Origin of the sequence: Ralstonia sp. R-29 (assembly GCF_049913345.1) — a bacterium.
GTDB lineage: Bacteria > Pseudomonadota > Gammaproteobacteria > Burkholderiales > Burkholderiaceae > Ralstonia.
Map to the genome: position 1 here is coordinate 1,157,599 of NZ_CP184377.1, position 24,556 is coordinate 1,182,154.

Sequence of the window (24,556 nt, forward strand, 5' to 3'; positions counted from 1 at the left end):
CTAGCCAGTGCATCAAGCTGCAGGTGATGAACATGATTCGACGCAATGGGCTGTTGGTGGCAGGTGCAGCCGCACTGGCAGTGCTGGCTGTGCCGCAAGTGGCGTCGGCGCACGTGAGCGTCGGCATTGGTTTTGGTGTGCCAGTTGCGCCGGTGTATGTGGCGCCGGCCCCGGTGTATTACCCGCCCCCTCCGGCGGCGTACTATCCGCCTCCGCCGCCGGCCTACTACCCACCGCCCCCGCCCGCGTATTACGCGCCGGCGCCGGTGTACTACGGGCCGCCGCCCGTGGTCGTGGGTGCCGGGTGGTATCGATGGGGGCCGCGTTATCGCTGGTATGACGGTCGCCGCTGGGGCCACTGGCGTTAAGCAGCTGCTTCTTTGACAGAGGCTCCTTCGGGAGCCTTTTTCTTTGCCTGCGTCCCTTGGCACGGCACCTGCGTGGAAGAGGACGGGCAAGCCGCCGTCTTTCCCCGCGACAAACCGGCGCGGGGCCGCAACATTAGCGTGCTTGCCCGGTCGATATGACGTCCGCATGAAAACGATGTGGGCACGTGCACCAGCCTCGCGCCGGCGCGCGTCATGTTCGCAGTGCCATGATCGAAGGAGGCCTCATGCAAGTCATCATGCAACGCTTTGCAATACGCACCCTCGCCGCTGCAGTGGGCGGTTTGGCGTTGGCACTCGGTGCGGCGGTCGCGCACGCGGGTTCGATCAATCCGTACCCGGATGCGCATAAGGTCAGCCGCGCTGACCCTTACACCGATGGTGCGAAGGTGGGCCGTGCCGACCCCTACACCGATGGCGCCAAGGTGGGCAGCCCAGACCCGTATACGGACGGTGCTCGTGTCGACCGTCGAGACACCTATACCGACGGCGCCTGATCTGCTGCCGCATCGCAACATCAAGCCCGGGCGATACCCGGGCTTTTTCTTTGCGCATCTTCAATCGATGCATGGGGTGTTAACGTGCGCAACAAGAAAGGCTGGAAAGCGGCGCGTGCACGACGATACTGAAGACGCAGGAATGTATCGGCTCAGTTGCGTTGGAAGGCCAGGATTACGCTACGGTCGCGACACATGCCGGTGGCATACTTTCGCTTCGCGCGGCACTCGCGCATTCGCATCACCACGACAAAGGAGAACGTCATGAAAACCAAGCCCTGCCTGTGCCAGGACGATGTCACCAAGATCCTGGATGCCGCCGAGAAGGAAGCGCGCGCGCATCAATGGGCTGTGACGATCGCCGTGGTGGACGATGGCGGCCACCTCATGGGTCTGCGCCGCATGGACGGCTGCGCGGTCATTTCGTCGTACATCGCGCCGGAAAAGGCCAAGACGGCCGCGTTGGGCCGCCGTGAATCGAAGGTCTACGAAGACATCATCAACAACGGTCGCACGTCGTTCCTGTCGGCACCGAATCTGCAGGGCATGCTCGAAGGCGGTGTGCCCATTCTGGTGGAAGGTGTGTGTGCCGGTGCCGTGGGCGTGTCGGGTGTGAAATCGGCGGAGGATGTGCAGATCGCCAAGGCGGGCATTGCCTCGGTACACGTGATCTGCTGAGGCGCGAATCACTATCTGCCGATATCGGCAGATCAGACAAGTAGCGGGGAAGGGCGCGGCGTAGGTCGCGCCCTTTTGCTTGGGTCGCACGTGGACGCGAAAGAGCGGCTTGGCTGGCGGTTGTCTGGCAGAGGGGTCTGGTCTCTGCCCACGCGAAATAACGACAGGCTGGCTACGGCCGAATGTCTCCTGAGAGACGTCCCCACAAAAGTCGGTACGTGGTGCGGCTTACTTGGTCAGGATCAGCTTGCCGAAGCGGGTCACGCGCAGGGTGTACACCGCGCCGTTGTGATGGATCGCTACGGCGTTTTGCCCCGCGAAGAGTTGTTCGGACGTCATGACCCGCGTGTCGCCGATCGTCACGGCAGCGGGTTCGGTGGATGGGGTTGTCGGTGCTGCATCAGCGGACACCGGCCGTTTGCGGGCCACGATGATCTGGCGGCGGCGGGTGATGGTGCGTCCTGCGTCTGGGTGTTCGGCAGTATTCATGGCGGGCCTGATGGGCGTGAAAGCGTGGACTGGTAAGGGTCTCCAGCGAATGTTGCTCAGAATAAATGAGAATCGTTATCATTTCAAGTTGTGACTGACGATGTGCTGATCGCTGCCCCCTAACAAAAACCGGGCGCGTGGCCCGGTCGTGCATCAGGTGTGGCCCGGCGCTTCGCGCAGCAGGCTGGTGCGCTCGTCGGCGCGTTGGGTGCGATAGCGTTCGTAGTGGCGCAGGATGTCGGCGATGATTTCTTCGTCCCGCAGGTATTCGATGTCGTAACCTTCGCGGCCGTCTTCAAAGAAGGTGACGGGCTCGTAGACCTGAGCGGCTTCCGGCTCGGCGGCCTGGCTGGGTGTGGCGACCGGCAGCGGCTTGCTTGCGCTGCGCACGCCGTAGACGAAATCCCGATCCGACGGGTCGGGGATGACCAGGCGCACGCTGTCGTCGGTGTCGGCCACGTGGGCCTCGATGCCGCGCCGGCTCAATTCTCTGACCACATCGTTCATGGCCGGCCGCACCTGCTTGGCGAGGAAGGTACGCACGTCGGCTTGGGTCGATGGGCTCACCATCTGCGCAAGGCGTTGCCGCCAGCGCTGGCCGCTCCAGAATGACGTTGCGGGGGCCAGTTCACGCGAATAGTGCGCACGGTCGGCTGACATGCCGCGCCACAACCCATAGCACAGCAGCACCATGATGATGGCCACCGGCAGCGCGGCCACCAGCGTCATCGCCTGCAGCGCCTTCAGGCCACCAGCCAGCATGAGGATGGCCGCCGTGGCGCCGAGCACCGCCGCCCAGAACAACCGCTGCCACACAGGCGAGTGCGCTGCGCCGCGCGAGGCGATCGTGTCGATCACAAAAGCACCCGAATCGGCCGACGTGACGAAGAACACGCCAATCAGCACGATCGCCAGCCATGACAACGCCGTGGTGCCGGGGAAGAACTCGAAGAAGCGGAAGAGGAGGGCGTCAACGTTGGTGGCGGTCTGTGCCAGGCCACCGGCGGCTTGGTGCGCATCCAGCCAGATGGCGCTATTGCCGAAGGCCGTCATCCACAGCAGGTTGAATACCGTCGGCACGATCAGCACGCCGATCACGAATTGCCGCACCGTGCGCCCGCGCGAAATGCGCGCAATGAACATCCCCACGAACGGCGACCACGACACCCACCACGCCCAGTACTGGATCGTCCAGCCGCCAAACCAGTCCGCCGAGTTGGCCGGGGTATAGGCGAACGTGCGAAACGACAGGCTGACGATATTGGCGATGTAGTTGCCAACGTTCTCGCTGAAGGCTTGCAGGACGAACACCGTGGGCCCCGCGATGATGACGAAGGCCAGTAGCAGGAAGGCCAGTGTGAGGTTCAGCTCCGAGAGCCGCCGCACACCATTGCCCAGCCCCGACGCTGCGGAGATGCCGGCGAGCACCACCACGGCGCAGATCAGCGCCACGCGGAAGGTATCCGAATCGGTCTGCCAGCCGCCCACCTGATGCAGGCCCGCGCCGAGCTGCAGCACGCCGTAGCCGAGTGTCGTTGCAATGCCGGCGATGGTGCCGATCAGGGCGAAGGCATCCACGCCGTGGCCGAGCGCGCCATTGATGCGTTCGCGCAGTAGCGGATACAGGCCCGAGCGCATGGTCAACGGCAGGTTGTAGCGGAATGCGAAATACGCCAGTGCTAAGCCCATCACGCCGTAGATCGCCCACGCATGCAGGCCCCAGTGGAAGAACGTGGTGAGCATGGCCTCGCGCGCGGCGAGGGCGGTTTGCGGCGTGGCAGTCGGCGGTTGCAGGTAGTGCTGCATCGGCTCGCCGACGCCAAAGTACATCAGGCCGATGCCCATGCCGGCGGCAAATAGCATCGCCGTCCAGGACACGAAGCTGAACTCGGGTTCGGCCTCGTCGGGCCCCAGGCGGATGTCGCCGAAGCGGCTGGCCGCCACGATGACAAGGAAGCCCAGGAAGCCCGTGACGGCCAGCATGTAGAACCAGTCGAAATGCCCGGTCACCCAGCGCTGGGCGATGCCGAAGACGTTGCCTGCCAGTTCCGGGCGGACGGTGCACAGCACGAGCAGCAAAACAAGCACGCTCAGCGCCGGCACGACCACCTGAGGGACGAGAGTCGCGCGTCGTGAAGCGGCAGCGGATTCGGAAGAGGGATGGGACATACGCGTGCTGGATGAACCGGTCGCCGGAGTGGGTAGATGGTCACAAAAGTACAAGCAGCGCGTCCCCATTGCAAATGTGCCGCGTCAGAAATGACAAACCCCCGTACGGAGACGGGGGTGTGTGCGTTGCGGCGCGGAGGCGTCAGTTGCGCTGCGGCTCCGTAACAAAGCCGATACGCGCCAGGCCGCCGCGCTGGATGGCGGCCATCACCTGCGCCACGCGCTCATAGCGCACGCTACGGTCGGCACGCAGATGCATTTCCGGCTGCGGCTGTTGCTGCGCGGCCTTTTCAATGTCGGCTTGCAGCGTGGCTTCATCGACCGGCTGGTTGTTCCAGAACACCTGGCCTTGCGCGTCGATCTCCACGTTCACGCTTTGCGGCTTGGCGTCGTCGGGTTTGTTGGACGCGCGCGGCAGGTCGATCTTCACCGCGTGGTTGATCACCGGAATGGTGATGATGAAGATAATGAGCAGCACCAGCATGACGTCGACCAGCGGCGTCATGTTGATCTCGCTCATCACCTCGTCGTCGTTGTCGAAGGAACCGAAAGCCATGGCCGTTCCTTATTGCGGCTTGACGGCGGCCAGGCGCACACCGGCTTCATCGCGTGCGGCACCCGGGCGCAGGCGCGCACCGGTCACGAAGTAGGCGTGCAGGTCATGCGCAAAGCGGTTGAGCTTGGCGATGATGGCCTTGTTGCCGCGCGTGAGCGCGTTGTAGCCCAGCACGGCGGGAATGGCGACGGCCAGGCCGAAGGCCGTCATGATGAGCGACTCGCCCACGGGGCCTGCCACCTTGTCGATGGTCGGCACGCCCACCGCGCCGACACCCAGCAGCGCGTGATAGATGCCCCACACCGTGCCGAACAGACCGACGAACGGTGCAGTCGAGCCCACGGATGCCAGCACCGCCAGGCCCGATTGCATCTGACCGACGGATTCGTCAATCGCGCTCTTGAGCGACCGCGTGAGCCAGTCGGAGATGTCCATCACGTCGTGCAGTTGCGGCTGGCTGGCGCGATGGTGCTGCGCGGCTTCGCGGCCCGTCTGCGCGAGCGTGTAGAACGGGTTGTCCTTCGGGTTGCCAAGCGTCTGCATGGCGTGGTCGAAGTCATCGGAGTGCCAGAAGCGCTTTTCCGCGCCTTGCGCCATCGACTTCAGGCGCACGATGTCCCACGCCTTGGTGAGGATGACGATCCACGAGGCCAGCGACATGAGCAGCAGCAGAATCGCCGTGGCGCGCGTCACGATGTCGCCTTGTGTCCAGAGATGGGAAAGACCGAGTTCCTGCATGATGGGTTTCCTGATTACGAGAGACGGATCGGGTTAATTATCGAGCTTGAAGACGTACGGTTTGCTGGCCACCACGGGCACGGCATGGCCGTTCTGCTTGTATGGGGTGCACTTGATGGAGCGTGCGGCTTCCGTGGCAGCGCGGTCCAGCCGAGGGGAGCCCGAGGACGATGTGAGCGCCACGTTGGTGACTTCGCCACCCGTGCCAATGGAGAGCTTAACCATGGCGCGGCCTTCCTCACCCATCTTCTGCGACATCGACGGATAGACCGGTTGCGGATCGCTGCACTGGATATCGTTGATGCCAACGCTGATCGGGCCCGACGACACCGGAGCCGGCGCGGGCGCGGGTTCCGCTGGAGGCGTTGGCGGAGCAGGCGGTGCGGCGGGCACCACGGGTGCGTTGTTCGATGGCGGCAAGGCAGGCGTCGGCATGGGCGTCGGCTTGGGTTGCGGCACCGGCTTGACGATGTTGACCTGCTTAGGTGCCTCCTGCTTGACCGGCGGCGGCTTGGGCGGCTCGGGCTGTTTGATGGGCTCGGGCTGGGCCGCCGGAATCAGGTTCACCTGCAGTTCAGGCGGTTCTTCCTTGCTCAGCGGCGGTTGGATCAGGCCCAGCTGGATCAGCATCAGCACGCCCGCGTGCAACAGCAGCACGACCACCAGGATCTTGAGAGTACGAGGGTGAATCATCAACGACCGGGAATCGAAAGCGGAAAAAGTTGGCGACGCAGCAAGGTATGCAGCAGGACGGAGGCTTCAGCGCTTGCCAAAGACGATCAATGACACCCCGATGCTGATGAGCAGACTGAGGAGCAGTTCCATGGCGTCCAGAGCGTGTTATGCACTTAAGCAGGAGTGCGAAGCCCATCAAAAAGTCGCAGGGCAAGGCGTGGCGAGTGCGGTGTGGCGGGCCACATAAGCGAGCCACAACGCAGCCATGCGGCTTTTTGATGGGCTTCCCGGAGGGTTCGTCCCAAAACGGCCCGCGTGGGGCGTTGCAGCCCTTGCCCTTGGAACGACCAAGGGCGGCGGACCGCGCCTACCACGCAAACCGTTTTGGGACGAACGCATCTCCTGTTTAAGTGCATAACACGCTCTATCGTTGAGCCAGCGGATCGCCGCCAGCATGACAGGTATTGTAGGCCTGCAATATGCAACCGTGTTGCGATAAGTCAGCCTAAACCTAGGGTCAGCCTATTGGGCCGATTGGCAAAGTATAAATGATAATGATTCCCATTTGTAAGAATTCCATGTCATTCGTGGGGTGCGGCCGCCGTCCAGATGGCGGATGGCGGAGAACCGGTTGCCCAGGCGGCTTGCGCGCGCGGCAGGTGCAGGCGCGTAACTTGCAAAACCCGGGGTTCAACCCGGGTACGCTGTGTGCGCGAACGCGCTAGGATGAAACACATTCAAACACGGTGACCGGCCGGCCAACCGTGAACGGGGAAGTGGGAACAGGGGGCGACCATGGACGAAGCCAACCTCAGCCTGGACGACGCCGATGGCGATGACGACGGGACGTTCGTCCCCACCGGCGGAAGGCAGCCACAATCGCTGCTATCGTCATTGGATTCCATGTGCGCGCAATTCGCGCTGCGTACCGTTTGCGCGATGGGCTTGCGCTTCAATCTGCGCACGAACATCAACGACATCCTCACTGTCTGCGCGCCAGAGTTGATCTGGCCGGTGACGGTCATCCAGCGCCTGCAGCGCTTCCTGGCGGCGCGCTGCGCTGATATGCCGGGCTGGCGCGCGGTCGGCAAGCTGGACCTCCCTACCTTCATGGACCGCCACGGCCAGTGGAGCAGCGCCTTCGACGAGGGCTCGCTGTTCTATTACCTGGACGAGTACGTGAAGCACCACGCCAAGGACATGTTCACCGTGTTCGGCGCGTCGTGCGATGCGCTGGGCGAACGGCTCTCCAACGAGCGTGTGCTGCTGGTCGGCAATATCGACATGCTGGCGCGCGTACTGGGCCTGCCGCCGCACGAGCGCGCGCTGCTGTTGTTTGCCTCGCTGGTGAAGTACAAGCGCGACTTGCGTGCGGTGATGGTCGATTGCAAGGTCGCGCACAGCCAGGAGGCGTTCCAATTGCTGGCTGGTCTGGCCGGGGCGAGCACCGCCGAGGTGGCGGCCTCCTTGCGGCCTGGCTCGCGGTTGGAAACGTTGGGCCTGATCGAGCCGCCGCTGCCGGAGAACAGCGTCACCGACCTGGGCGATCTGATGCGCATCTCCGACCGCCTCCTGCACGTGCTGCTGGGCGACTACCCCACCGAAGCGGACATGATGGCGGTCTTCACGCGCCCCGCACCGCCGACCACGCTCTCGCAATCCGACTACCCGCACGTTGAAACCGACGCGCGTTATCTGACCGCGCTGCTGGAGAACGCCTCGCAGACGCGCGCAATGGGCGTGAATATTCTGCTCTACGGCGCCCCAGGTACCGGCAAGACAGAATTGGCGCGCGTGCTGGCGCGCGATGCCGGCTGCGAACTGTATGAAGTGGATTGCTTCGACAAGGATGGCAACAGCCTCACCGGCAAAGATCGCTATCGCTCGCTGCAGGTATCGCAAGCCTTCCTGCGCGGGCGGCCCGGCGCGGTGTTGCTGTTCGATGAGGTAGAGGACGTGTTCCCCGGCCCCACGCGCGAGCTGATGAGCCTGTTTGGCCACGAAGAGCCGCGAGGCTCGGTCAACGGCAAGGCGTGGGTCAACCAGACGCTGGAGCAGAACCCCGTGCCGGTGATCTGGGTATCGAACTCCATCCGCCAGATTGATCCGGCGTATCTGCGCCGCTTCCAGTTCCATCTGGAACTCAAGGTGCCGCCGCCGACGGTGCGCGAGAGCATCATCCGCAAGCATCTGGAGGGGCTGGATGTGTCGGATGCCTTCATGGCCAAGCTGGCGGCGCGCAAGACGCTCACGCCCGCGCAGATCGACTCCGCAGCGCGCTTCGCACGCCTGACGCAGCCGGCGATGGAGGAGTCTGCCGAATCGCTCATCGTGCGCCAGCTTGACCATGCGGACCAAGCCATGGGCCTGCGCCCTGACGTGCAGGCACACCGCGTGGTCACCGAATACAAGCTCGATTACCTGAATGTGGAGACGCGGTTCTCGATCGACCGCATCATCGATGCGCTGCGTGCCCGCAAGCGCGGCACGCTGTGCTTCTACGGCCCACCGGGCACAGGCAAGACGGTGCTGGCCGAACACATTGCCAGCCAGCTCGATGTGCCGCTGATGATCAAGCGCGCGTCCGACCTGATGAGCAAGTACGTGGGTGAGACCGAACAGCAGATTGCCGCGATGTTCTCGCGCGCAGAAGAGGAACGCGCGCTGCTGTTGCTCGACGAGGCCGACAGCTTCATGCAGAGCCGCCAGGCCGCCGTGCGTAACTACGAGGTGTCGGAAGTCAACGAGATGCTGCAGGGCATGGAGCGCTTTGACGGCATCTTCGTGTGCACCACGAACCTGTTTGATCGCATTGACGAGGCGGCGCTGCGTCGCTTTGCGTTCAAGATCCGCTTCAAGCCACTGATGCGGCCGCAGCGCGAGCAGATGTTCATTGCCGAAGCGCTGGGCGGGAACGCTGACGCGCTCAAACCGGTGTGGCGCGAGATCCTTGCCTCGCTCGACATGCTCACGCCGGGGGACTTTGCGGTGGTGAAGCAGCAATCCGTGCTGCTAGGCGAGGCGCTCGACCCTGAGGCGTTTCTGGCGCAACTGCGGCAGGAGCACTCGATCAAGCCGGAGCTGCGTGAGCGGCGGTCGATCGGATTCACGCCGCCGCGCTAATCAATCGACGATAAAGAGCTTGGCGCCGGTCTTGGTATAGGACTGGTGCGCCTCCGCATCGTCGCCCACTTGGTAGCTCATGCCCGGCGTGAGCGTGAACTTGCGACCATCTTCCAGCGTGGTTTCCAGTTCGCCGTCTAGGCAGAACAGGATGTGCCCTTTCCTGCACCAGTGGTCAGCCAAATAGCCGGGCGTGTACTCGACCATGCGCACGCGGATGCGGTTGGGTTCGTCACCAAAGTAGCGGGTACGCCAGAACGCCTTGCCAGTTTCGCCGGCATGTTCGGTGGGCTCGACGGCAGACCAGTCGGTGGTGCCGAAGGCAAATGGGGACATTTTCATCGAAGGTGTCCGGTTGGTTCGGCCGAACCGCGATGGTAGCAGTGGCGTGCGCGCCGCATGGCGTGTGCATGTAGAGGCGCTTGCCGCGTGCCCACCGGCGATCTTGCGCGTGCCTCAATCATCAAGCGGATTCCTCGCCGTTCCAATGCTGGCGCCGCGTTGCAGCAGGGCGCTAACCGTGGCTGGTCAATGTATGCAGAAATTGCATGGTGCTATGCAACATCGACATAACGATGGCCATCCGCTTGTCTAATATCGTCGCTTTTTACAAAGCGTGACGAAATTGGGCCGCCCTGGTCCCCATAAGATCCGCGTCTGCCTGTGCCGCCCTCCGGCCACAGGTATTCCTTGGAGAAAGTCTTGAACACCAAACGTCTGACCTCCCATATCGGTATTGCCATGGTGCTGGGCATTGCCGTCGGCTGGGGCTGCCATGAATACGCCAAGGACGCTGCGGCGGCCAAGGACATCGCGTCGTACTTCAGCATCATCACCGACATCTTCCTGCGCATGATCAAGATGATCATTGCGCCGCTGGTGTTCTCGACCCTGGTGACGGGCCTGGCGAGCATGAGCGGTGGCAACGCGGTCGGCCGCGTCGGCCTGCGCGCGATGATCTGGTTTGTGTGCGCATCGGCCACGTCGCTGGCGCTGGGCATGGTGCTGGTCAACTTCTTCCAGCCGGGCGTGCACATGAACCTGCCGCTGCCCGACATGTCGGCCACGTCGGGTCTGAAGACGGGCGACTTCACGCTCAAGGCCTTCATCACGCACGTGTTCCCGCGCAGCATCGTGGAGGCCATGGCCACCAACGAGATCCTGCAGATCCTGGTGTTCTCGCTGTTCTTCGGCGCTGCGCTGTCGACGATGAAGAACCCGATGGAGTCCGTGATCGGCCGTGGCCTGGAAGAGCTGACCAAGCTGATGTTCCGCATCACCGACTACGTCATGCGTTTCGCACCGCTGGGCGTGTTTGCCGCCATGGCCGCCGCCATCACGGTGGAAGGCGTGGGCGTGCTGTGGACGTACGGCAAGCTGATCGGCGAGTTCTACCTGGGTCTGGCGTTGCTGTGGGCGATCCTGTTCTTCGTCGGCTATGTGCTGCTCGGCCGTTCGCTGGGCCGCCTGCTGGGCTTGATTCGTGAACCGACCATGCTGGCGTTTGCCACGGCAAGCAGCGAATCCGCGTATCCGAAGACGATGGAAGCGCTGGAGAAGTTTGGCGTGCCCAAGCGCGTGGCCAGCTTCGTGCTGCCGCTGGGGTATTCGTTCAACCTCGATGGCTCGATGATGTACCAGGCGTTTGCGGTGATGTTCATCGCCCAGGCCTACAACATCCAGATGAGCTTTACGCAGCAAGTCACGCTGCTGCTGGTGCTGATGCTCACGAGCAAGGGCATGGCTGGCGTGGCGCGTGCCTCGCTGGTGGTGGTAGCGGCCACGCTGCCGATGTTCCATCTGCCGGAAGCGGGTCTGCTGCTGATCATCGGTATCGACCAGTTCTTCGACATGGGCCGCACGGCCACCAACGTGATCGGCAATAGCCTGGCCACCGCCGTGGTGGCGAAGTACGAGCCGGCTGAAGAGGACAGCGAAGCCGAAGTGGCCGAGCCTGTCGCGCAGCCAAACCTCGGCTGAAGCCCAAAGTAAAAACGCCACCTACCCAGGTGGCGTTTTTTTATTCAGCTTGCGAAGCGAGCGAGGTCGCTGCAGGGGTGAGCGGTGCGTCGCCAATGTCCACGTGCTGCGCCATGGGCGCCTCGCCCAACAAGGCGGCCACCATGGCCTGCAGCGGGAGCACATCACCGGTGCTCATGAAGCGCGGTGACGCAGCGTTGCCCGTGGCCTGCAATTGCGCTGCCGCCAGCGTGCGGCCCAGATGTCGCGCAACAGCGTGGCCGGTATCGATCAGCGTCAGCCGATCGCCCGCAATCTCGCGGATGGCGTTTTCCAGAAACGGGTAGTGCGTGCAGCCGTGGACCAGCGTGTCGGCGCCGGCATCGAGCATCGGCTGCAGATAGGCCTGCAGCAACTCCAGCACGGCAGGCGAGTGCGTCTCGCCGCGTTCAATCAAGGGGACGAGGCCGTAGCCGGGCTGGCTCAGCACTGTGCAATCGCCGGAGACTGCTGCCAACAGGCGCGCGAATTTCTCGCTGCGCAGCGTGCTTTCGGTCGCCAGCACACCGACCACGCGACTCTTTGATATAGCGACCGCCGGTTTCAGGCCCGGCTCAACGCCAATCACGGGCACCGCCAGCTTTTCACGCAGCACATGCACGGCCTGCGCGGTGGCGGTATTGCACGCGATCACCAGCGCCTTGCAGCCTTGGTCGACCAGCCACTCGCACACACGCAGTGTCCGATCAGCGATGTATTCAGGAGATTTTTCCCCGTACGGGGCATGGCGGGAATCCGCCAGGTAGAGAAGCGATTCGGCCGGCAGTTCGGCGCGAATCGCGCGCAGGACGGAGAGCCCTCCGAGGCCGGAATCAAAGACTCCGACCGGTGCCTGCGCGCGTGTCGTCATAGAAGAATCAAGCAGCAGCGACGGGGATCTTGCCGATCTTCGCTTGCCACTCCGCCGGGCCGGTCTTGTGCACAGAGGTGCCCGAGCTATCGACGGCGACGGTGACAGGCATGTCCTTCACGTCGAATTCGTAGATGGCTTCCATGCCCAGGTCTTCAAACGCCAGCACCTTGGAACCACGGATGGCCTTCGATACAAGGTAAGCCGCACCGCCCACGGCCATCAGGTAGGCCGACTTGTGCTTCTTGATCGACTCGATGGCAACCGGGCCGCGCTCGGCCTTGCCCACCATGGCGATCAGGCCTGTCTGGGCGAGCATCGTCTCGGTGAACTTGTCCATGCGGGTAGCCGTGGTCGGGCCGGCCGGGCCGACGACTTCATCGCGCACCGGGTCGACCGGGCCGACGTAGTAGATCACGCGGTTGGTGAAGTCGATCGGCAGCTTCTCGCCCTTGGTCAGCATGTCGGCGATGCGCTTGTGTGCAGCGTCGCGGCCGGTGAGCATCTTGCCGTTGAGCAGCAGGGTCTGGCCCGGCTTCCACGAGGCGACTTCTTCCGGCGTGAGCGCGTTCAGGTCCACGCGCTTCGACGTTTCCGTGTTCGGTGCCCATTCGACCTTCGGCCATTGCGACAGGTCCGGCGCTTCCAGCTTGGCAACGCCGCTGCCGTCCAGCGTGAAGTGTGCGTGGCGCGTGGCGGCGCAGTTCGGGATCATGGCGACCGGCAGGTTGGCCGCGTGGGTCGGGTAGTCGAGGATCTTCACGTCGAGCACGGTGGCCAGACCGCCCAGGCCTTGCGCGCCAATGCCCAGCGCGTTGACCTTCTCGTACAGCTCGATGCGCAGTTCTTCTGCACGGTTGCTCGGGCCGCGGGCGATCAGGTCTTGAATGTCGATCGGCTCCATCAGGGCTTCCTTGGCCAGCAGCATGGCCTTTTCAGCCGTGCCGCCAATGCCGATGCCCAGCATGCCCGGCGGGCACCAGCCGGCGCCCATGGTCGGCACGGTCTTGAGCACCCAGTCGACGATCGAGTCCGACGGATTCAGCATCACGAACTTCGACTTGGCTTCCGAGCCGCCGCCCTTGGCCGCGACGATCACGTCCACCGTATCGCCCGGCACGATCGACATGTTGATCACGGCCGGGGTGTTGTCCTTCGTGTTGGTCCGCTTGCCGGCCGGGTCAGCCAGCACGCTGGCGCGCAGCTTGTTGTCGACGTCGTTGTACGCGCGGCGCACGCCTTCGTTGACCATGTCTTCCAGGCTCATCGTGGCGCCGTCCCAGCGCACGTTCATGCCCACCTTCAAGAACACGGTGACGATGCCAGTGTCCTGGCAGATCGGGCGCTTGCCTTCCGCGCACATGCGGCTGTTGGTCAGGATCTGCGCGATGGCATCCTTCGCCGCCGGGCTCTGCTCCTGCTCATAGGCGCGGCCCAGAGCAGTGATGTAGTCCATCGGGTGGTAGTAGCTGATGTACTGCAGCGCGTCGGCGACGCTCTGGATGAGGTCTTCTTGACGAATGACGGTCATGGTGGGGACCAACGTATAGGAATGAGAAACCGGGTGCTGGATGCGGCAGAGCGCAGTGATCTGCACACCTGCGCTAAGTGCCGGCAGCGGGCGCCACCGGCTCAGAACAGCCCAAGATCATACACCCAATGTTGGGCACGGATTGTCCGAGCGCGTTCGTCGGAATCGCTGTGCCGACAACCTCGGCGCGTCAATGTGCGTCAGCGGCCGCGTCTATTGGTCGGCAGGGGATAGGACTGCCTCCACGGGCCGGCGTGGCGAGAAGGCAAGCTCGGGGCCGTAGCCGAACCGCATCACGAGGTCGGGGCGCTTGCCCGGTGCGCCGATGATCGCGGCCAAGTCGGGGCGTAAGCGGGCCACTTCGATTGGCTGGTTCACGAAGGCACAGCGCAACCCGAGGCTGGTCGCGGCAAGCGCAAAGCGCTGGTAAGCCCGGCCTACCGCGACCCAATGTGCGCGGTCTTCGCTTTCACCGACGAACACGGCGATGCCAGCGGAGCTGTCCATCTGGCGCTGGTATTTGCGGCTTTCGGCAGTGGCTGTCACGAAGTGGTCGAATGCGCGGCGGCCAACGGCGTCGGGTAGCACGGGGTTGCCGCTGGTGGCTGAGAAGAGCCCGTCTCCTGCCGCCATTGCGCTCTTCGGATTGAAACGCAGCCAATGCTTCAACTCGTTGATGAACGCGGGGTCGGCCATCTGCGCATCGTTGCCGGCGATCACCAGATCGCGAATGTCGTCAATGCGAGGCCGGTCCGTGACGAGGACGAGATTCACGCCGGGGATGGCGGCGGCCCGCACCAGGGTTTTGAGATCGGCGGCAGGGACGGAGCGGCCATCAAACTCCGCGCGGGTGGATTGCCGTCTCGGGATGGCCGCGAACAAGGCATCCGCGCGTGACGTGCCGTTCGAGAAGGCATAGCGAATGGCGCCAGTCTCCTCGACCAGCAACGCTCCCGGACGCCCCGTTGCCTGGGCCGCAATGCGCAACGTCTCCGCAGCGCAGCCTAGGCTGACAAAGAGGTGATGGTGATCGGGGTCAACAGCGGGCGTCGCGCGGGATAGATCGGCATGGATACCGACCATCCCGCCACCGATGGTGAAGCGCCACGGCTGCGTGTTGTGGCTGTTCGGCGCCAGCGTTGCGTAGCGGATGAGTTCGCGCAGGCTTGGGTCGGGTGCAAGGTCGGCCCGCAACGCTGCGGCATAGCGCGTGTATTCGCGCATGGAGCCGATCGACGCACGCCAGCCCCAAGCACTCGCGCCGCCTAGCGCCAGCAAGCCGATGGTTCCTGCCGTGAAGCCGCGTCGATTCATGCTGCCCCCCCTTTGCCCGCACGCTATCGGCAACAGGGCCAGGGGCGGTTGATCTCCATCAAGCGGTTAGCGTCTTTGCGCGTGCCGATGCGGGGTGTTTGATTTGAGGGCGAGCGCCGTCAGGGGAGCGCGTCAATGCGCACCAGCAGTCTCGTCGTGCGGGTGGGCGTGCGAAACGATCTTGTCCACCCAGGCCATCACCAGCGCAGATACCAGGAAGGCGAGGTGAATGGCCACCTGCCACAGGATCGTATGCGTGTCTTTCTGGCTGGCGTCGATGAAGGTCTTGAGCAGGTGGATCGACGAGATGCTGATCAGCGCCATCGAGAGCTTCACCTTCAGCACGCCGGCGTTGACGTGGTCGAGCCATTCGGGCTCATCCTCATGCCCCTCAATGCCCAGCTTGGACACGAAGATGTCGTACCCGCCAATGACCACCATGATCAGCAGGTTGGAGATCATGACCACGTCAATCAGGCCCAGCACGGCGAGCATGATCTTGGTTTCGTCCATGTCACCCAGGTGTGAAACCAGGTGCCACACCTCGACGACGAACAGGTACACATACGCCGCCTGGGCGACGATCAGCCCCAGATACAACGGCAATTGCAGCCAGCGGGAAAAGAAGATCAGGCGCGGAATCGGGCGCAGCGGAGCGATGGGCGACTTCATGGGGCAGAAAGGGGCGGTGGACGAAAAACCGCGCGATTGTAGCGGCTTGTGGCGTCAGGACGATGCGGGCCGGCTTAGGATCTGCCTACGTTTGCGGCCCCGTGCGTGCTATTTCACGCGGCGCAGATGCCGGGCCCGGGCTGGTTTAGTGCCCGATCGCCATTTGCCGGGCCAGCGCAGCAGACGCCAAGCGTTTTCACCATCCAGGCCGGGTGCCGGGATCAGGTTGACGATGGCCCAGAACAGGCTGACATAGCCGAGATACAGCACGACTTCACCCAGGATCGGCCAGCGCACGATGGGCGTGAGGTTGGCCAGCAGGATCAAGGGCAGGGCCACGGCCAGCTGAGCCAGCGCGCCGCCCCAGGCAATCACGTAGATGTCCCGTTCGCGTGGCGGTGCTTCGTACACGCACAGGCCGTGGAAGAGACCGAGGTGGATTGCGTGAACGCGGGCGCCGGCACGTCGCGCCAAGTAGGCATGTCCGGCCTCATGCAGCAAGATCATGCTGAGGTACGAACAGAGCGTGGCCAGCGCAGTGATGGGGGTTTTGAGCGAGAGCATCAGCAGCACTGCCGAGCCGGCAAGCACCGTCCAATGGACATAGACCGGCGCGCCGAAGATGCGCAGATTGCGAAGGCGAAAGTGGCGTTTCATGCAGCGTTGTTATTCGTGATCAAGCGAAGGGTCGAGCGGGTCCAGCGGATCGACGACGCGCCCACGGCGCGCCGGCTGGCGAGGGCGTGCTGGCCAGCTGGCGACCAGAATGCCCACCACCACGCACGCCAGCGCCACGGCATGCGGCCATCCGGGTGTCTCGCCCAGTGCGACGACGCCGTATGTGGCCGCCGCAATCGGCAGCACGGAAGTGAACACACCCGCCAGATGTGCCGGCACGTGGCGGATGCCCTTCATCCACAGCCAGAACGAGAAGATGCTGGCCGACAGCGCATACCAGACGACCAAGCCCCAGATGGATGCCGGTACGCTCGACACATCGAACGTCAGCAGCGGTATCAGCCCCAGCGGCAGCATCAGCAGGCCGCCGATCAAATGCGTGTACGCGCAGATCTCGATGGCGGGCAATGTTTGCGTCAGGCGCCGCGAGAGGATCACGTAAATCGATTCGCACAGCACTGCGCCCATGACCAGCAAATTGCCCAGCAGCGCCTGTGACGCATCGGCGGGCGCCGCACCGGAGGATTCGCCGCCCCGATAAGCGTTGAGGATGGCCACGCCTGCCACCGCCAGCACGACCGACACAAAGGTCCGCCGCGACGGCTTCTCGCGCAGCACCAGCCACGACAGCAGCGCCACCGTGGCCGGAATCGTGCTGGTGATGATGCCGGCGGCCAGCGCCGACGTGAGCTTGACGCCATTGAGCATCAGCAGCGTAAAGCCGAACGTGCCGAAGAACGCCTGCAGGAACAGGTTGGTCCACTCGGTACGCGTCACGCGGCGCATGCGGGCGGGCTTGTACCACGGTGCCATGCACACGATGGCGATCAAGAACCGCAGCAGTGCAAACAGCATCACCGGCATGACGGCAACAATCGATTTGCCGAAACCGACGTTGCTGCCCACCAATGCCATGGCAGCAATCAAGAAGAGGGCGTGGATGGACACGATGAATGAATGGGGTGGAAAACGGCGCGCGGCGCGGCTCTCGGGCCGGTCATGCTGCACTGCGATGCGAGCCGTCAGACGAAGTGACGCATTATAGTAATGCCCTTCGTGTCCAATCGTGGTCCAAGCGCGGCGTCAGAATACGTAAGGCTGGAGTCAGGTCAGCCCCTTAGATTCGCCGCAAAACGATCACAGACATCGCTATCAGGAGACATCATGGCTGGCATTGAATCTGTCCTGCAGGAAACGCGCGTTTTTGACCCGCCCGCGTCCTTTGTCAAACAGGCAAACATCGCCGGCATGGATGCATACCGTGCCCTGTGCGCTGAGGCCGAGCAAGACTACGAAGGCTTCTGGGCGCGCTTGGCGCACGAGCACCTCGTGTGGCACAAGCCCTTTACCAAGGTGCTGGATGAATCCAACGCGCCGTTCTACAAGTGGTTTGAAGACGGCGAGCTGAACGCCTCGTACAACTGCCTGGAGCGCAACCTTGAGAACGGCAACGCCGACAAGGTCGCCATCATTTTCGAGACGGACGACGGCAAGGTCACGCGCATCACGTATCGCGAACTCCATGCACGCGTCTGCCGCTTCGCCAACGGCTTGAAGGCCCTGGGCATCCAGAAGGGCGATCGCGTCGTCATCTACATGCCGATGTCGGTGGAAGGCATCGTCGCCATGCAGGCCTGTGCGCGTATTGGTGCGACGCACTCCGTGGTGTTCGGCGGGTTCTCGGCCAAGTCGCTGCAGGAGCGCATTGTCGACGTGGGCGCCGTGGCGCTCATCACGGCAGACGAACAGATGCGCGGCGGCAAGGCGCTGCCGCTCAAGGCCATCGCCGATGAAGCCTTGGCCATGGAAGGTACCGAGGCGGTCAAGCACGTGATCGTCTACCGCCGCACCAACGGCAACGTGAACTGGGTGGAAGGCCGCGACCGCGCAATGGACGAGGTCGAGGCGGGCCAGCCGGACACCTGCGAAGTCACCCCGGTGAGCGCCGAGCACCCGCTGTTCATTCTCTACACCTCGGGTTCGACCGGCAAGCCGAAGGGCGTGCAGCACAGCACAGGCGGCTACCTGCTGTGGACGCTGCTGACCATGCAGTGGACCTTCGACCTGAAGCCCGACGATGTCTTCTGGTGCACGGCCGACATCGGCTGGGTCACGGGGCATAGCTACATTACGTATGGGCCGCTGGCGGCTGGTGCCACGCAGGTCGTGTTCGAAGGCGTGCCGACATACCCGAACGCTGGCCGCTTCTGGGACATGATCCAGCGCCACAAGGTCAACACGTTCTACACCGCGCCGACGGCAATCCGCTCGCTGATCAAGGCCGCTGAAGCCGACGAGAAGATCCACCCGAAGCAATACGACCTGTCCAGCCTGCGCCTGCTCGGCACCGTGGGTGAGCCGATCAACCCGGAAGCCTGGATGTGGTACCACACGAACGTGGGCGGCGGCCGTTGCCCGATCGTCGATACGTTCTGGCAAACGGAAACCGGCGGCCACATGATCACGCCGCTGCCAGGCGCCACGCCGCTGGTACCGGGCTCGTGCACGCTGCCGCTGCCGGGCATCATGGCCGCCATCGTCGATGAAACCGGGCAGGACGTGCCGAACGGGCAGGGCGGCATCCTGGTCGTCAAGCGCCCGTGGCCGTCGATGATCCGCACCATCTGGGGCGACCCGGAGCGTTTCAAGAAGAGCTACTTCCCGGAAGAGCTGGGCGGCAAGCTGTACCTGGCGGGCGATGGTTCGATCCGCGACAAGGACACCGGCTACTTCACCATCATGGGCCGTATCGATGATGTGCTGAACGTGTCGGGCCACCGCATGGGCACGATGGAAATCGAATCGGCACTGGTGGCGAACCCGCTGGTGGCTGAGGCCGCCGTGGTGGGCCGCCCTGACGACATGACGGGCGAGGCCATCTGCGCATTCGTGGTGCTCAAGCGTTCGCGCCCCGAGGGTGACGAAGCCAAGCAGATCGCCACCGAACTGCGCAACTGGGTGGGCAAGGAGATCGGCCCGATTGCCAAGCCGAAGGACATCCGCTTTGGCGACAACCTGCCGAAGACGCGCTCGGGCAAGATCATGCGCCGGCTGTTGCGCTCGCTGGCCAAGGGCGAGGACATTACGCAAGATACGTCCACGCTGGAGAATCCAGCCATCCTGGATCAGCTGAAGGACGCGCGCTAACACGGGTCGCCAATCTTGGCTTCTGCTCCACAACAAGACAGCCGCTTTCGTAAGCGGCTGTTTCTCTATTACGGGCTCTACACCGTAGGGCTGCTGCTTTTCATCGTCATGATGGGGGCGATCGAGCGCGTGCGCGGGCCCGGCGTGTGGCTGGGCTATGTGTTCCTGTTCGTCACCATCGCGGTTTATGCCTGCATCGGGCTGATCTGCCGCACGGCGGATCTGACCGAGTACTACGTGGCCGGGCGCCGCGTGCCCGCGTTCTTCAACGGCATGGCCACCGCGGCTGACTGGATGAGCGCCGCCTCGTTCATCGGCCTGGCGGGCATCGTGTTTGCCTCCGGCTATGAAGGCTTGGCGTACGTGATGGGGTGGACGGGCGGCTACTGCCTCGTCGCTTTCTTGCTGGCGCCGTACCTGCGCAAATTTGGTGGCTACACGGTGCCGGATTTTCTTGCCAATCGCTACGGCAATGGCGAACGCGGCGGCAGTTCTGTCGTGCGCGGCATCGCGGTGCTGGGGGCGACGCTTTGCTCGTTCGTCTACCTCGTCGCACAGATTCAGGGTGTGGGGCTGGTGGTCACGCGCTTTATCGGCGTGGAGTTTTCGGTGGGGGTGTTCTTCGGGCTGGCGGGCATTCTGGTGTGCTCGTTCCTGGGCGGCATGCGCGCGGTCACGTGGACCCAGGTGGCGCAGTACATCATCATGATCGTGTCGTTCCTGGGGGTGGTGGGGCTGATCGGCTGGCAGCGGTATCACGATCCGCTGCCGCAGCTTTCGACGGGCCGCCTGCTGCTGCAGATTCAGAAAGAGGAGCAGCGCATTGCCCATGACCCGGCAGAACAGGGCGTGCGTGACCACTTCCTGAACGAAGCCCGCGCGCTGCAGGAGCGCATTGCGCAACTGCCGCAGTCGTTTGTGGAAGCGCGCGAGGCGCTGAACACACAACTCAAACTGGCCCGCGAGCGCAACGCGCCGCTGCGCGAGATCAAGGCGCTGGAGCGGGCGCGGGAAGAATTTCCCGCCGATGCCGCAACCGCCTCGATGGTGTGGAATCAGCAACGTGAAGATGCGCTGGCGCGCAGCCAACTGCCGCCACCCTCGGCCGAGCCGTTTCCCTCCACCTCGGAAAACGAGCGCGGCACCGAGCGGCTGAACTTCGTTTTGCTGGTGTTCTGCCTGATGGTGGGCACGGCGAGTCTGCCGCACATCCTCACCCGCTTTCACACCACGCCGTCGGTGCGCGAGACGCGCAATTCCGTGAGTTGGACCCTGTTCTTCGTCGCGCTGCTGTACGTGTCGGCCCCGGCGCTGGCGGCGTTGGTCAAGCTCGATTTGTTGCAGCATCTGGTGGGCGCGCCGTTCGCGGATTTGCCGCAATGGATCGTGCCATGGCGCAAGGTCGATCCGCCTGTGTTTGCGTTGCACGACATCAATGGCGACGGCATCGTGCAATGGGCCGAGGTGATGATGCAGCCCGACATGGTCGTGCTGGCGGCGCCCGAGATCGCCGGGCTGCCCTATGTGATCTCTGGGTTGATTGCGGCAGGGGCGCTCGCGGCTGCGCTGTCCACCGCCGACGGCCTGCTGCTGACCATCGCCAATGCGCTGTCGCACGACGTGTACTTCCACATGATCGACAACACGGCAAGCCACCAGCGGCGTGTGACCAGCGCCAAGGTCGTCCTGCTGGGTGTGGCATTGCTCGCGGCGTATGTGACGTCGTTGAAGCCGGGCAACATCCTCTTCCTGGTGGGGGCGGCGTTCTCGCTGGCGGCGTCTTGCTTCTTTCCGGTGCTGGTGCTGGGGGTGTTCTGGAAGCGCACCAACCGCGCGGGCGCCATTGCTGGCATGGTGAGCGGCTTGGCGGTGAGCGTGTACTACATCATCGCCAACTATCCGTTCTTCACGCGCATGACGGGCGTACTGGGGCAGCCGTGGTTTGGCGTCGACCCGATTGCCTCGGGCGCGTTTGGCGTGCCCGCCGGGTTTGCGGCCGCCGTTGTCGTCAGCCTGCTGACGAAACCGAACCGGCCGGTGGTCGACAAGCTGGTCGGCTACATCCGCGATCCGATCTAGAAAAAGACGGTTCATCGCCGATTTCCGGGGAAGAACCCAAGGGCGGACCGATGGGCCGAGTTCGGCCGTTCGGCGCTCAAGGTGGGCCCTCCCCGAGACACGAGGAATTGCCGGTTCTAACAGATTGGTCGACGTAACCTGTCAGCTTGCCGGATTGCGCGCCATGACGATCCACGCCGCGCCGTTGATCATCACCGACCTCTCGCCGGGAAGGTTCGCAAAGGCGGCACGCACTGCGGCCGAGGCGCGGGCGCGGATGTCGTCGGGCTGATTAGCGAGCACACGCGACAGCGGGCCGACCTCAAGCGTCATCTTTACCGCGTCGTCGATCGCAGCGTCCCGCGTTTCGCCCTCGCCGAACGGGACGGCCGCGTTGAAGGGCGCGATAGCGATATCGCTAAAGCCGGCCGCCGTCAGGATGCGTGCCACGCGCTGCCGGTCGCCGAACGAAAATGGGCCGGGCGCTTTGGGATCGGGCAGCGCGCTCGGGGCGAGAATGCCCTTGAGCGCGCCCATCGGCAGGCGCACCCAATCGTTCTCGGCCGCACCGCGCCAGCAGACGAAAGCGACCCGGCCGCCCGGCCGGAGCGCGCGTCGCATATGGGCGAACGCCGCTGTCGGATCGTCGAAGAACATCACGCCGAAACGCGAGAACAGGATGTCGAACGCGCCTTCCGGCAGCTCTGCGCTGCTGGCGTCGGCCACCTGAAACAGGGCCGGCGTATCGGGTCGTGCAAGCGCGCGCGCTCGGTCGATCAGCGGTTTGGATATGTCCACGCCCAGCACTTGGCCCCCCGCGCCGACGCGGGCTGCCAGAGCCAGACTCGACGCGCCCGCGCCGCAGCCGATGTCCAGCACGCGCTCACCCGTCGCGAGCGCGGCGGCTTCTATCGCGGCCTGGCCGAACACCGCCACCATAGCATCGAGCCGGGCCTGGTTGGCGACCCAGCGCTCCCCGCTTTGACCATTCCAGTCACCGACCTGATAGGCACTTTGCTTTGTCATGTCATCTCCTTGCTTGACTCGACGATCCGCCTTTTGCCGCGCCGATCTACGCCAACCTTTTCGAAGGCGACGACTCAACGGGCGCAGGGAATCTGTGCTCTCAAACCACCATCGATTGCTGTGCGAAGATGCCAGCCATTGCGCCCTGCGAGGACGCCTGGGTAACCGATGGCAAGAAGGGCGTGGCAAGGTCGCCGGCGGCGTAGATGCCGGGCATGCTGGTTTGGCGTCGGTCGTCGACGTTGAGGACCACGCCGGTGGGCGTATCGAGCGTGGCGAGGCCCAGTGATTCATGCAGGCTTGCGGATGGCTTGTTACGCGGATTGGCGAACAAGATTTCGACCGCGACATTGCGACCGGTATCGAGATTGACGGTGGCGATATGGCCCTTCTCGTGCGCGATCTCGACGATCCGGCCATCGACGAGGGGTATGTTGCGGCGCGCCAGATCGGCCTGAATGTCGGGCGCAATGTCACGACCATCGGCGAAGACAGTTAACTTATCAGTCCAATCGCGGAATAGCTTGGCAGACTGGTACGACTGCGGGCTGGACCAGACAAGGCCCCAATGCTGGCCGGCAACTTCAAAGCCGTCGCAATACGGGCACGGCACGATGGACGTGCCCCAGCTTTCGGCAAAGCCCAGAACATCAGGCATCTGGTCAACGACGCCATAGCTCAGGATCAGACGGCGCGCCCTCAGGGTTTCGTGATCGTCAGTGACAACGCAGAAATCGTCGATGGCGCCAGACACGCTCTCGGCCCGGGCGTTGACGAGGCTGACCGTTGGATAGCGCGCCAGCTGCTGCCGTGCCCCGACCAGGATGTCCAGCGGCGGCTTGTGATCGTGGCCGAGCAGGCCATGCGAGTGGCCGGCAAAGCGGTTACGCGGCCGGCCGGTATCGAGCACGGTGACCTTGCGGCGGGCACGACCAAGCTGCAGGGCGGCGGCGAGGCCGGCAAAGCTGCCGCCGATGATGATGACGTCATTCATGGTGAGGGGCTCCGAGTTGTGGATGAAGGGTGGGCCGGGGAAACCTGATCAGCACAACCGGTTGAAACCCGCCCTTGGCTTGCACATTGAGATACTGAGTGGTATCGTATTAACCAATTTGAATACTGTCAAGTACTGGAATTGCCGTGACCGAAAATAGCCAGGGCCGGCGCGGCCGGCCTGCCAACGAGGCGCTTCGCCAAACGATCGTCGACGCCGCCTGCGAACTCTTTGTGGAACTGGGTTTTCAAGCGACGACCATGGACAAGGTCGCGCAGCGGGCGAAGATATCCAAGCTGAGCATCTATCGGCACTTCGAGAACAAGGAGGCGCTGTTCAGCGCAGCCATGGTGGCCCGCTGCGATCAATTTGCACCGCAGGCCCTTTCTGAAAGCGTGGACGGGTCGGCCGAAGATCAGCTGGTGGCTGTGGGATCGTCCCTGCTTCGCACGCTGTTGAGCCCGGACGTGCGCAGTGTCGAAGCGATGGTTTTGGCCGACAAGACGAATCAACAGTCGTTAAGCAAGCTTCATTACGAAGCCGGGCCCGCCCGTGTCATCGCCCACATCGAGGCCGTGTTGCGTCAGTTGCACGAGAAAGGGATGCTGAACGTACCCGATGCGCACCTGTCCGCACGCTTGTTTGCCGCGCTTTTCAAAGGATCCGATCTCCTGCTGATCGCGCGCTTCGATGAGGCGAGCGCAGAAGACGACAACGAAATCGAATCCTATTGCCGGTCGGCCGTTGCCATGTTCATCGCCGCGCACGGTGGCATCTGAAGGTGCGCTATTACGGCCGATGAAGAACACGCAGCGATTGCATGCGCTGTTCGCCGAGCAACCTATGGATGATGCGTGGACGACTGATGGGCGTGGCCATTGCACGAGCGCAAAAGCCGCCCGAGCGGGCAGGGCAGAGGCCGCTTTGCATACGATAGCGGTCGCTACTGTGGCCTG

22 protein-coding genes are annotated in these 24,556 nt (G+C 63.7%); 8 read left to right on the forward strand and 14 right to left on the reverse strand.

All coding sequences use genetic code 11. From position 1 onward, the window contains the following. Positions 1-26: 26 nt before the first annotated feature. The 3 genes from ACN9M1_RS05490 (at position 27) to ACN9M1_RS05500 (ending at position 1,561) form a co-directional block, all read left to right on the forward strand. Complete coding sequence (locus ACN9M1_RS05490; protein ID WP_426398071.1) at positions 27-368, forward strand: hypothetical protein; 342 nt, start codon at positions 27-29, stop codon at positions 366-368. Between the two features lie 245 nt (positions 369-613). Beyond that, on the forward strand, positions 614-883 hold the full coding sequence (locus ACN9M1_RS05495; protein ID WP_426398073.1) for a hypothetical protein: 270 nt from the start codon (positions 614-616) through the stop codon (positions 881-883). A 264-nt stretch (positions 884-1,147) separates the two neighbouring features. Next, positions 1,148-1,561, forward strand: a complete 414-nt coding sequence (locus tag ACN9M1_RS05500) for a GlcG/HbpS family heme-binding protein (RefSeq protein ID WP_426398075.1) — start codon at positions 1,148-1,150, stop codon at positions 1,559-1,561. 228 nt (positions 1,562-1,789) lie between these two features. On the opposite strand, the gene hemP is transcribed toward ACN9M1_RS05500, so the two are convergent. The 5 genes from hemP to ACN9M1_RS05525 form a co-directional block, all read right to left on the reverse strand. Then, positions 1,790-2,050 carry a hemin uptake protein HemP gene (hemP, locus tag ACN9M1_RS05505; protein WP_426398077.1) on the reverse strand — a complete coding sequence of 87 codons (261 nt, stop codon included), beginning with the start codon at positions 2,048-2,050 and terminating at the stop codon, positions 1,790-1,792. A 153-nt stretch (positions 2,051-2,203) separates the two neighbouring features. Then, a complete protein-coding gene (locus ACN9M1_RS05510; protein ID WP_426398079.1) occupies positions 2,204-4,219 on the reverse strand; it encodes a BCCT family transporter in 2,016 nt (671 codons plus the stop codon). Positions 4,220-4,361: 142 nt separating this feature from the next. Next, positions 4,362-4,775: an ExbD/TolR family protein gene (locus tag ACN9M1_RS05515; RefSeq protein WP_426398081.1), complete on the reverse strand. Its 414-nt coding sequence runs from the start codon at positions 4,773-4,775 to the stop codon at positions 4,362-4,364. Between the two features lie 9 nt (positions 4,776-4,784). Further along, complete coding sequence (locus ACN9M1_RS05520; RefSeq protein ID WP_426398083.1) at positions 4,785-5,513, reverse strand: MotA/TolQ/ExbB proton channel family protein; 729 nt, start codon at positions 5,511-5,513, stop codon at positions 4,785-4,787. 33 nt (positions 5,514-5,546) lie between these two features. Beyond that, positions 5,547-6,206 carry a TonB family protein gene (locus tag ACN9M1_RS05525; protein ID WP_426398085.1) on the reverse strand — a complete coding sequence of 220 codons (660 nt, stop codon included), beginning with the start codon at positions 6,204-6,206 and terminating at the stop codon, positions 5,547-5,549. Positions 6,207-6,983: 777 nt separating this feature from the next. On the opposite strand from ACN9M1_RS05525, the gene ACN9M1_RS05530 reads away from it, so the two are divergent. Beyond that, positions 6,984-9,311: an AAA family ATPase gene (locus tag ACN9M1_RS05530; RefSeq protein WP_426398087.1), complete on the forward strand. Its 2,328-nt coding sequence runs from the start codon at positions 6,984-6,986 to the stop codon at positions 9,309-9,311. On the opposite strand, the gene ACN9M1_RS05535 is transcribed toward ACN9M1_RS05530, so the two are convergent. Next, positions 9,312-9,653 (reverse strand): DHCW motif cupin fold protein, encoded by a 342-nt coding sequence (locus ACN9M1_RS05535; RefSeq protein WP_426398088.1) that lies wholly within the window; start codon positions 9,651-9,653, stop codon positions 9,312-9,314. A gap of 360 nt (positions 9,654-10,013) precedes the next feature. Here ACN9M1_RS05535 and ACN9M1_RS05540 point away from each other — a divergent pair, with 360 nt between their 5' ends. Further along, complete coding sequence (locus ACN9M1_RS05540; protein ID WP_426398090.1) at positions 10,014-11,291, forward strand: dicarboxylate/amino acid:cation symporter; 1,278 nt, start codon at positions 10,014-10,016, stop codon at positions 11,289-11,291. Positions 11,292-11,331: 40 nt separating this feature from the next. On the opposite strand, the gene murI is transcribed toward ACN9M1_RS05540, so the two are convergent. The 6 genes from murI to ACN9M1_RS05570 form a co-directional block, all read right to left on the reverse strand. Continuing rightward, positions 11,332-12,180: a glutamate racemase gene (murI, locus tag ACN9M1_RS05545; protein ID WP_426398092.1), complete on the reverse strand. Its 849-nt coding sequence runs from the start codon at positions 12,178-12,180 to the stop codon at positions 11,332-11,334. 7 nt (positions 12,181-12,187) lie between these two features. After that, the gene (locus tag ACN9M1_RS05550; RefSeq protein WP_426398094.1) at positions 12,188-13,711 is read right to left on the reverse strand and encodes a fumarate hydratase; all 1,524 of its coding nucleotides are present in this window, start codon (positions 13,709-13,711) and stop codon (positions 12,188-12,190) included. A 213-nt stretch (positions 13,712-13,924) separates the two neighbouring features. Beyond that, positions 13,925-15,025, reverse strand: coding sequence for an Acg family FMN-binding oxidoreductase (locus ACN9M1_RS05555; protein ID WP_426398095.1), 1,101 nt, complete (start codon positions 15,023-15,025; stop codon positions 13,925-13,927). A 132-nt stretch (positions 15,026-15,157) separates the two neighbouring features. Further along, a complete protein-coding gene (locus ACN9M1_RS05560; protein WP_426398097.1) occupies positions 15,158-15,697 on the reverse strand; it encodes a TIGR00645 family protein in 540 nt (179 codons plus the stop codon). Positions 15,698-15,805: 108 nt separating this feature from the next. Then, positions 15,806-16,354, reverse strand: coding sequence for a metalloprotease (locus tag ACN9M1_RS05565; RefSeq protein ID WP_426398099.1), 549 nt, complete (start codon positions 16,352-16,354; stop codon positions 15,806-15,808). Between the two features lie 9 nt (positions 16,355-16,363). Then, positions 16,364-17,323: a DMT family transporter gene (locus ACN9M1_RS05570; protein ID WP_426398100.1), complete on the reverse strand. Its 960-nt coding sequence runs from the start codon at positions 17,321-17,323 to the stop codon at positions 16,364-16,366. Positions 17,324-17,539: 216 nt separating this feature from the next. On the opposite strand from ACN9M1_RS05570, the gene acs reads away from it, so the two are divergent. Both acs and ACN9M1_RS05580 read left to right on the forward strand, forming a co-directional pair. Then, entirely contained in the window at positions 17,540-19,522 is a 1,983-nt protein-coding gene (acs, locus tag ACN9M1_RS05575) for an acetate--CoA ligase (RefSeq protein WP_426398102.1), read from the forward strand. Positions 19,523-19,537: 15 nt separating this feature from the next. Continuing rightward, complete coding sequence (locus ACN9M1_RS05580; protein WP_426398103.1) at positions 19,538-21,601, forward strand: sodium:solute symporter family protein; 2,064 nt, start codon at positions 19,538-19,540, stop codon at positions 21,599-21,601. A gap of 141 nt (positions 21,602-21,742) precedes the next feature. On the opposite strand, the gene ACN9M1_RS05585 is transcribed toward ACN9M1_RS05580, so the two are convergent. Both ACN9M1_RS05585 and ACN9M1_RS05590 read right to left on the reverse strand, forming a co-directional pair. After that, complete coding sequence (locus ACN9M1_RS05585) at positions 21,743-22,606, reverse strand: class I SAM-dependent methyltransferase (RefSeq protein ID WP_426398105.1); 864 nt, start codon at positions 22,604-22,606, stop codon at positions 21,743-21,745. A gap of 100 nt (positions 22,607-22,706) precedes the next feature. After that, complete coding sequence (locus tag ACN9M1_RS05590) at positions 22,707-23,600, reverse strand: NAD(P)/FAD-dependent oxidoreductase (protein WP_426398107.1); 894 nt, start codon at positions 23,598-23,600, stop codon at positions 22,707-22,709. A gap of 146 nt (positions 23,601-23,746) precedes the next feature. Here ACN9M1_RS05590 and ACN9M1_RS05595 point away from each other — a divergent pair, with 146 nt between their 5' ends. After that, positions 23,747-24,379 (forward strand): TetR/AcrR family transcriptional regulator, encoded by a 633-nt coding sequence (locus ACN9M1_RS05595; protein ID WP_426398109.1) that lies wholly within the window; start codon positions 23,747-23,749, stop codon positions 24,377-24,379. The last annotated feature ends 177 nt before the right edge of the window (positions 24,380-24,556 follow it).

Bases quoted from the DNA above. Each gene is read 5' to 3' on its own strand.
- ACN9M1_RS05530 (WP_426398087.1), top strand. From the start codon at position 6,984: ATGGACGAAGCCAACCTCAGCCTGGACGACGCCGATGGCGATGACGAC.
- ACN9M1_RS05495 (WP_426398073.1), top strand. From the start codon at position 614: ATGCAAGTCATCATGCAACGCTTTGCAATACGCACCCTCGCCGCTGCA.
- ACN9M1_RS05515 (WP_426398081.1), bottom strand. From the start codon at position 4,775: ATGGCTTTCGGTTCCTTCGACAACGACGACGAGGTGATGAGCGAGATC.
- ACN9M1_RS05490 (WP_426398071.1), top strand. From the start codon at position 27: ATGAACATGATTCGACGCAATGGGCTGTTGGTGGCAGGTGCAGCCGCA.
- ACN9M1_RS05550 (WP_426398094.1), bottom strand. From the start codon at position 13,711: ATGACCGTCATTCGTCAAGAAGACCTCATCCAGAGCGTCGCCGACGCG.
- ACN9M1_RS05525 (WP_426398085.1), bottom strand. From the start codon at position 6,206: ATGATTCACCCTCGTACTCTCAAGATCCTGGTGGTCGTGCTGCTGTTG.
- acs (WP_426398102.1), top strand. From the start codon at position 17,540: ATGGCTGGCATTGAATCTGTCCTGCAGGAAACGCGCGTTTTTGACCCG.
- ACN9M1_RS05560 (WP_426398097.1), bottom strand. From the start codon at position 15,697: ATGAAGTCGCCCATCGCTCCGCTGCGCCCGATTCCGCGCCTGATCTTC.
- ACN9M1_RS05510 (WP_426398079.1), bottom strand. From the start codon at position 4,219: ATGTCCCATCCCTCTTCCGAATCCGCTGCCGCTTCACGACGCGCGACT.
- murI (WP_426398092.1), bottom strand. From the start codon at position 12,180: ATGACGACACGCGCGCAGGCACCGGTCGGAGTCTTTGATTCCGGCCTC.
- hemP (WP_426398077.1), bottom strand. From the start codon at position 2,050: ATGAATACTGCCGAACACCCAGACGCAGGACGCACCATCACCCGCCGC.
- ACN9M1_RS05585 (WP_426398105.1), bottom strand. From the start codon at position 22,606: ATGACAAAGCAAAGTGCCTATCAGGTCGGTGACTGGAATGGTCAAAGC.
- ACN9M1_RS05535 (WP_426398088.1), bottom strand. From the start codon at position 9,653: ATGAAAATGTCCCCATTTGCCTTCGGCACCACCGACTGGTCTGCCGTC.
- ACN9M1_RS05500 (WP_426398075.1), top strand. From the start codon at position 1,148: ATGAAAACCAAGCCCTGCCTGTGCCAGGACGATGTCACCAAGATCCTG.
- ACN9M1_RS05565 (WP_426398099.1), bottom strand. From the start codon at position 16,354: ATGAAACGCCACTTTCGCCTTCGCAATCTGCGCATCTTCGGCGCGCCG.
- ACN9M1_RS05520 (WP_426398083.1), bottom strand. From the start codon at position 5,513: ATGCAGGAACTCGGTCTTTCCCATCTCTGGACACAAGGCGACATCGTG.
- ACN9M1_RS05590 (WP_426398107.1), bottom strand. From the start codon at position 23,600: ATGAATGACGTCATCATCATCGGCGGCAGCTTTGCCGGCCTCGCCGCC.
- ACN9M1_RS05555 (WP_426398095.1), bottom strand. From the start codon at position 15,025: ATGAATCGACGCGGCTTCACGGCAGGAACCATCGGCTTGCTGGCGCTA.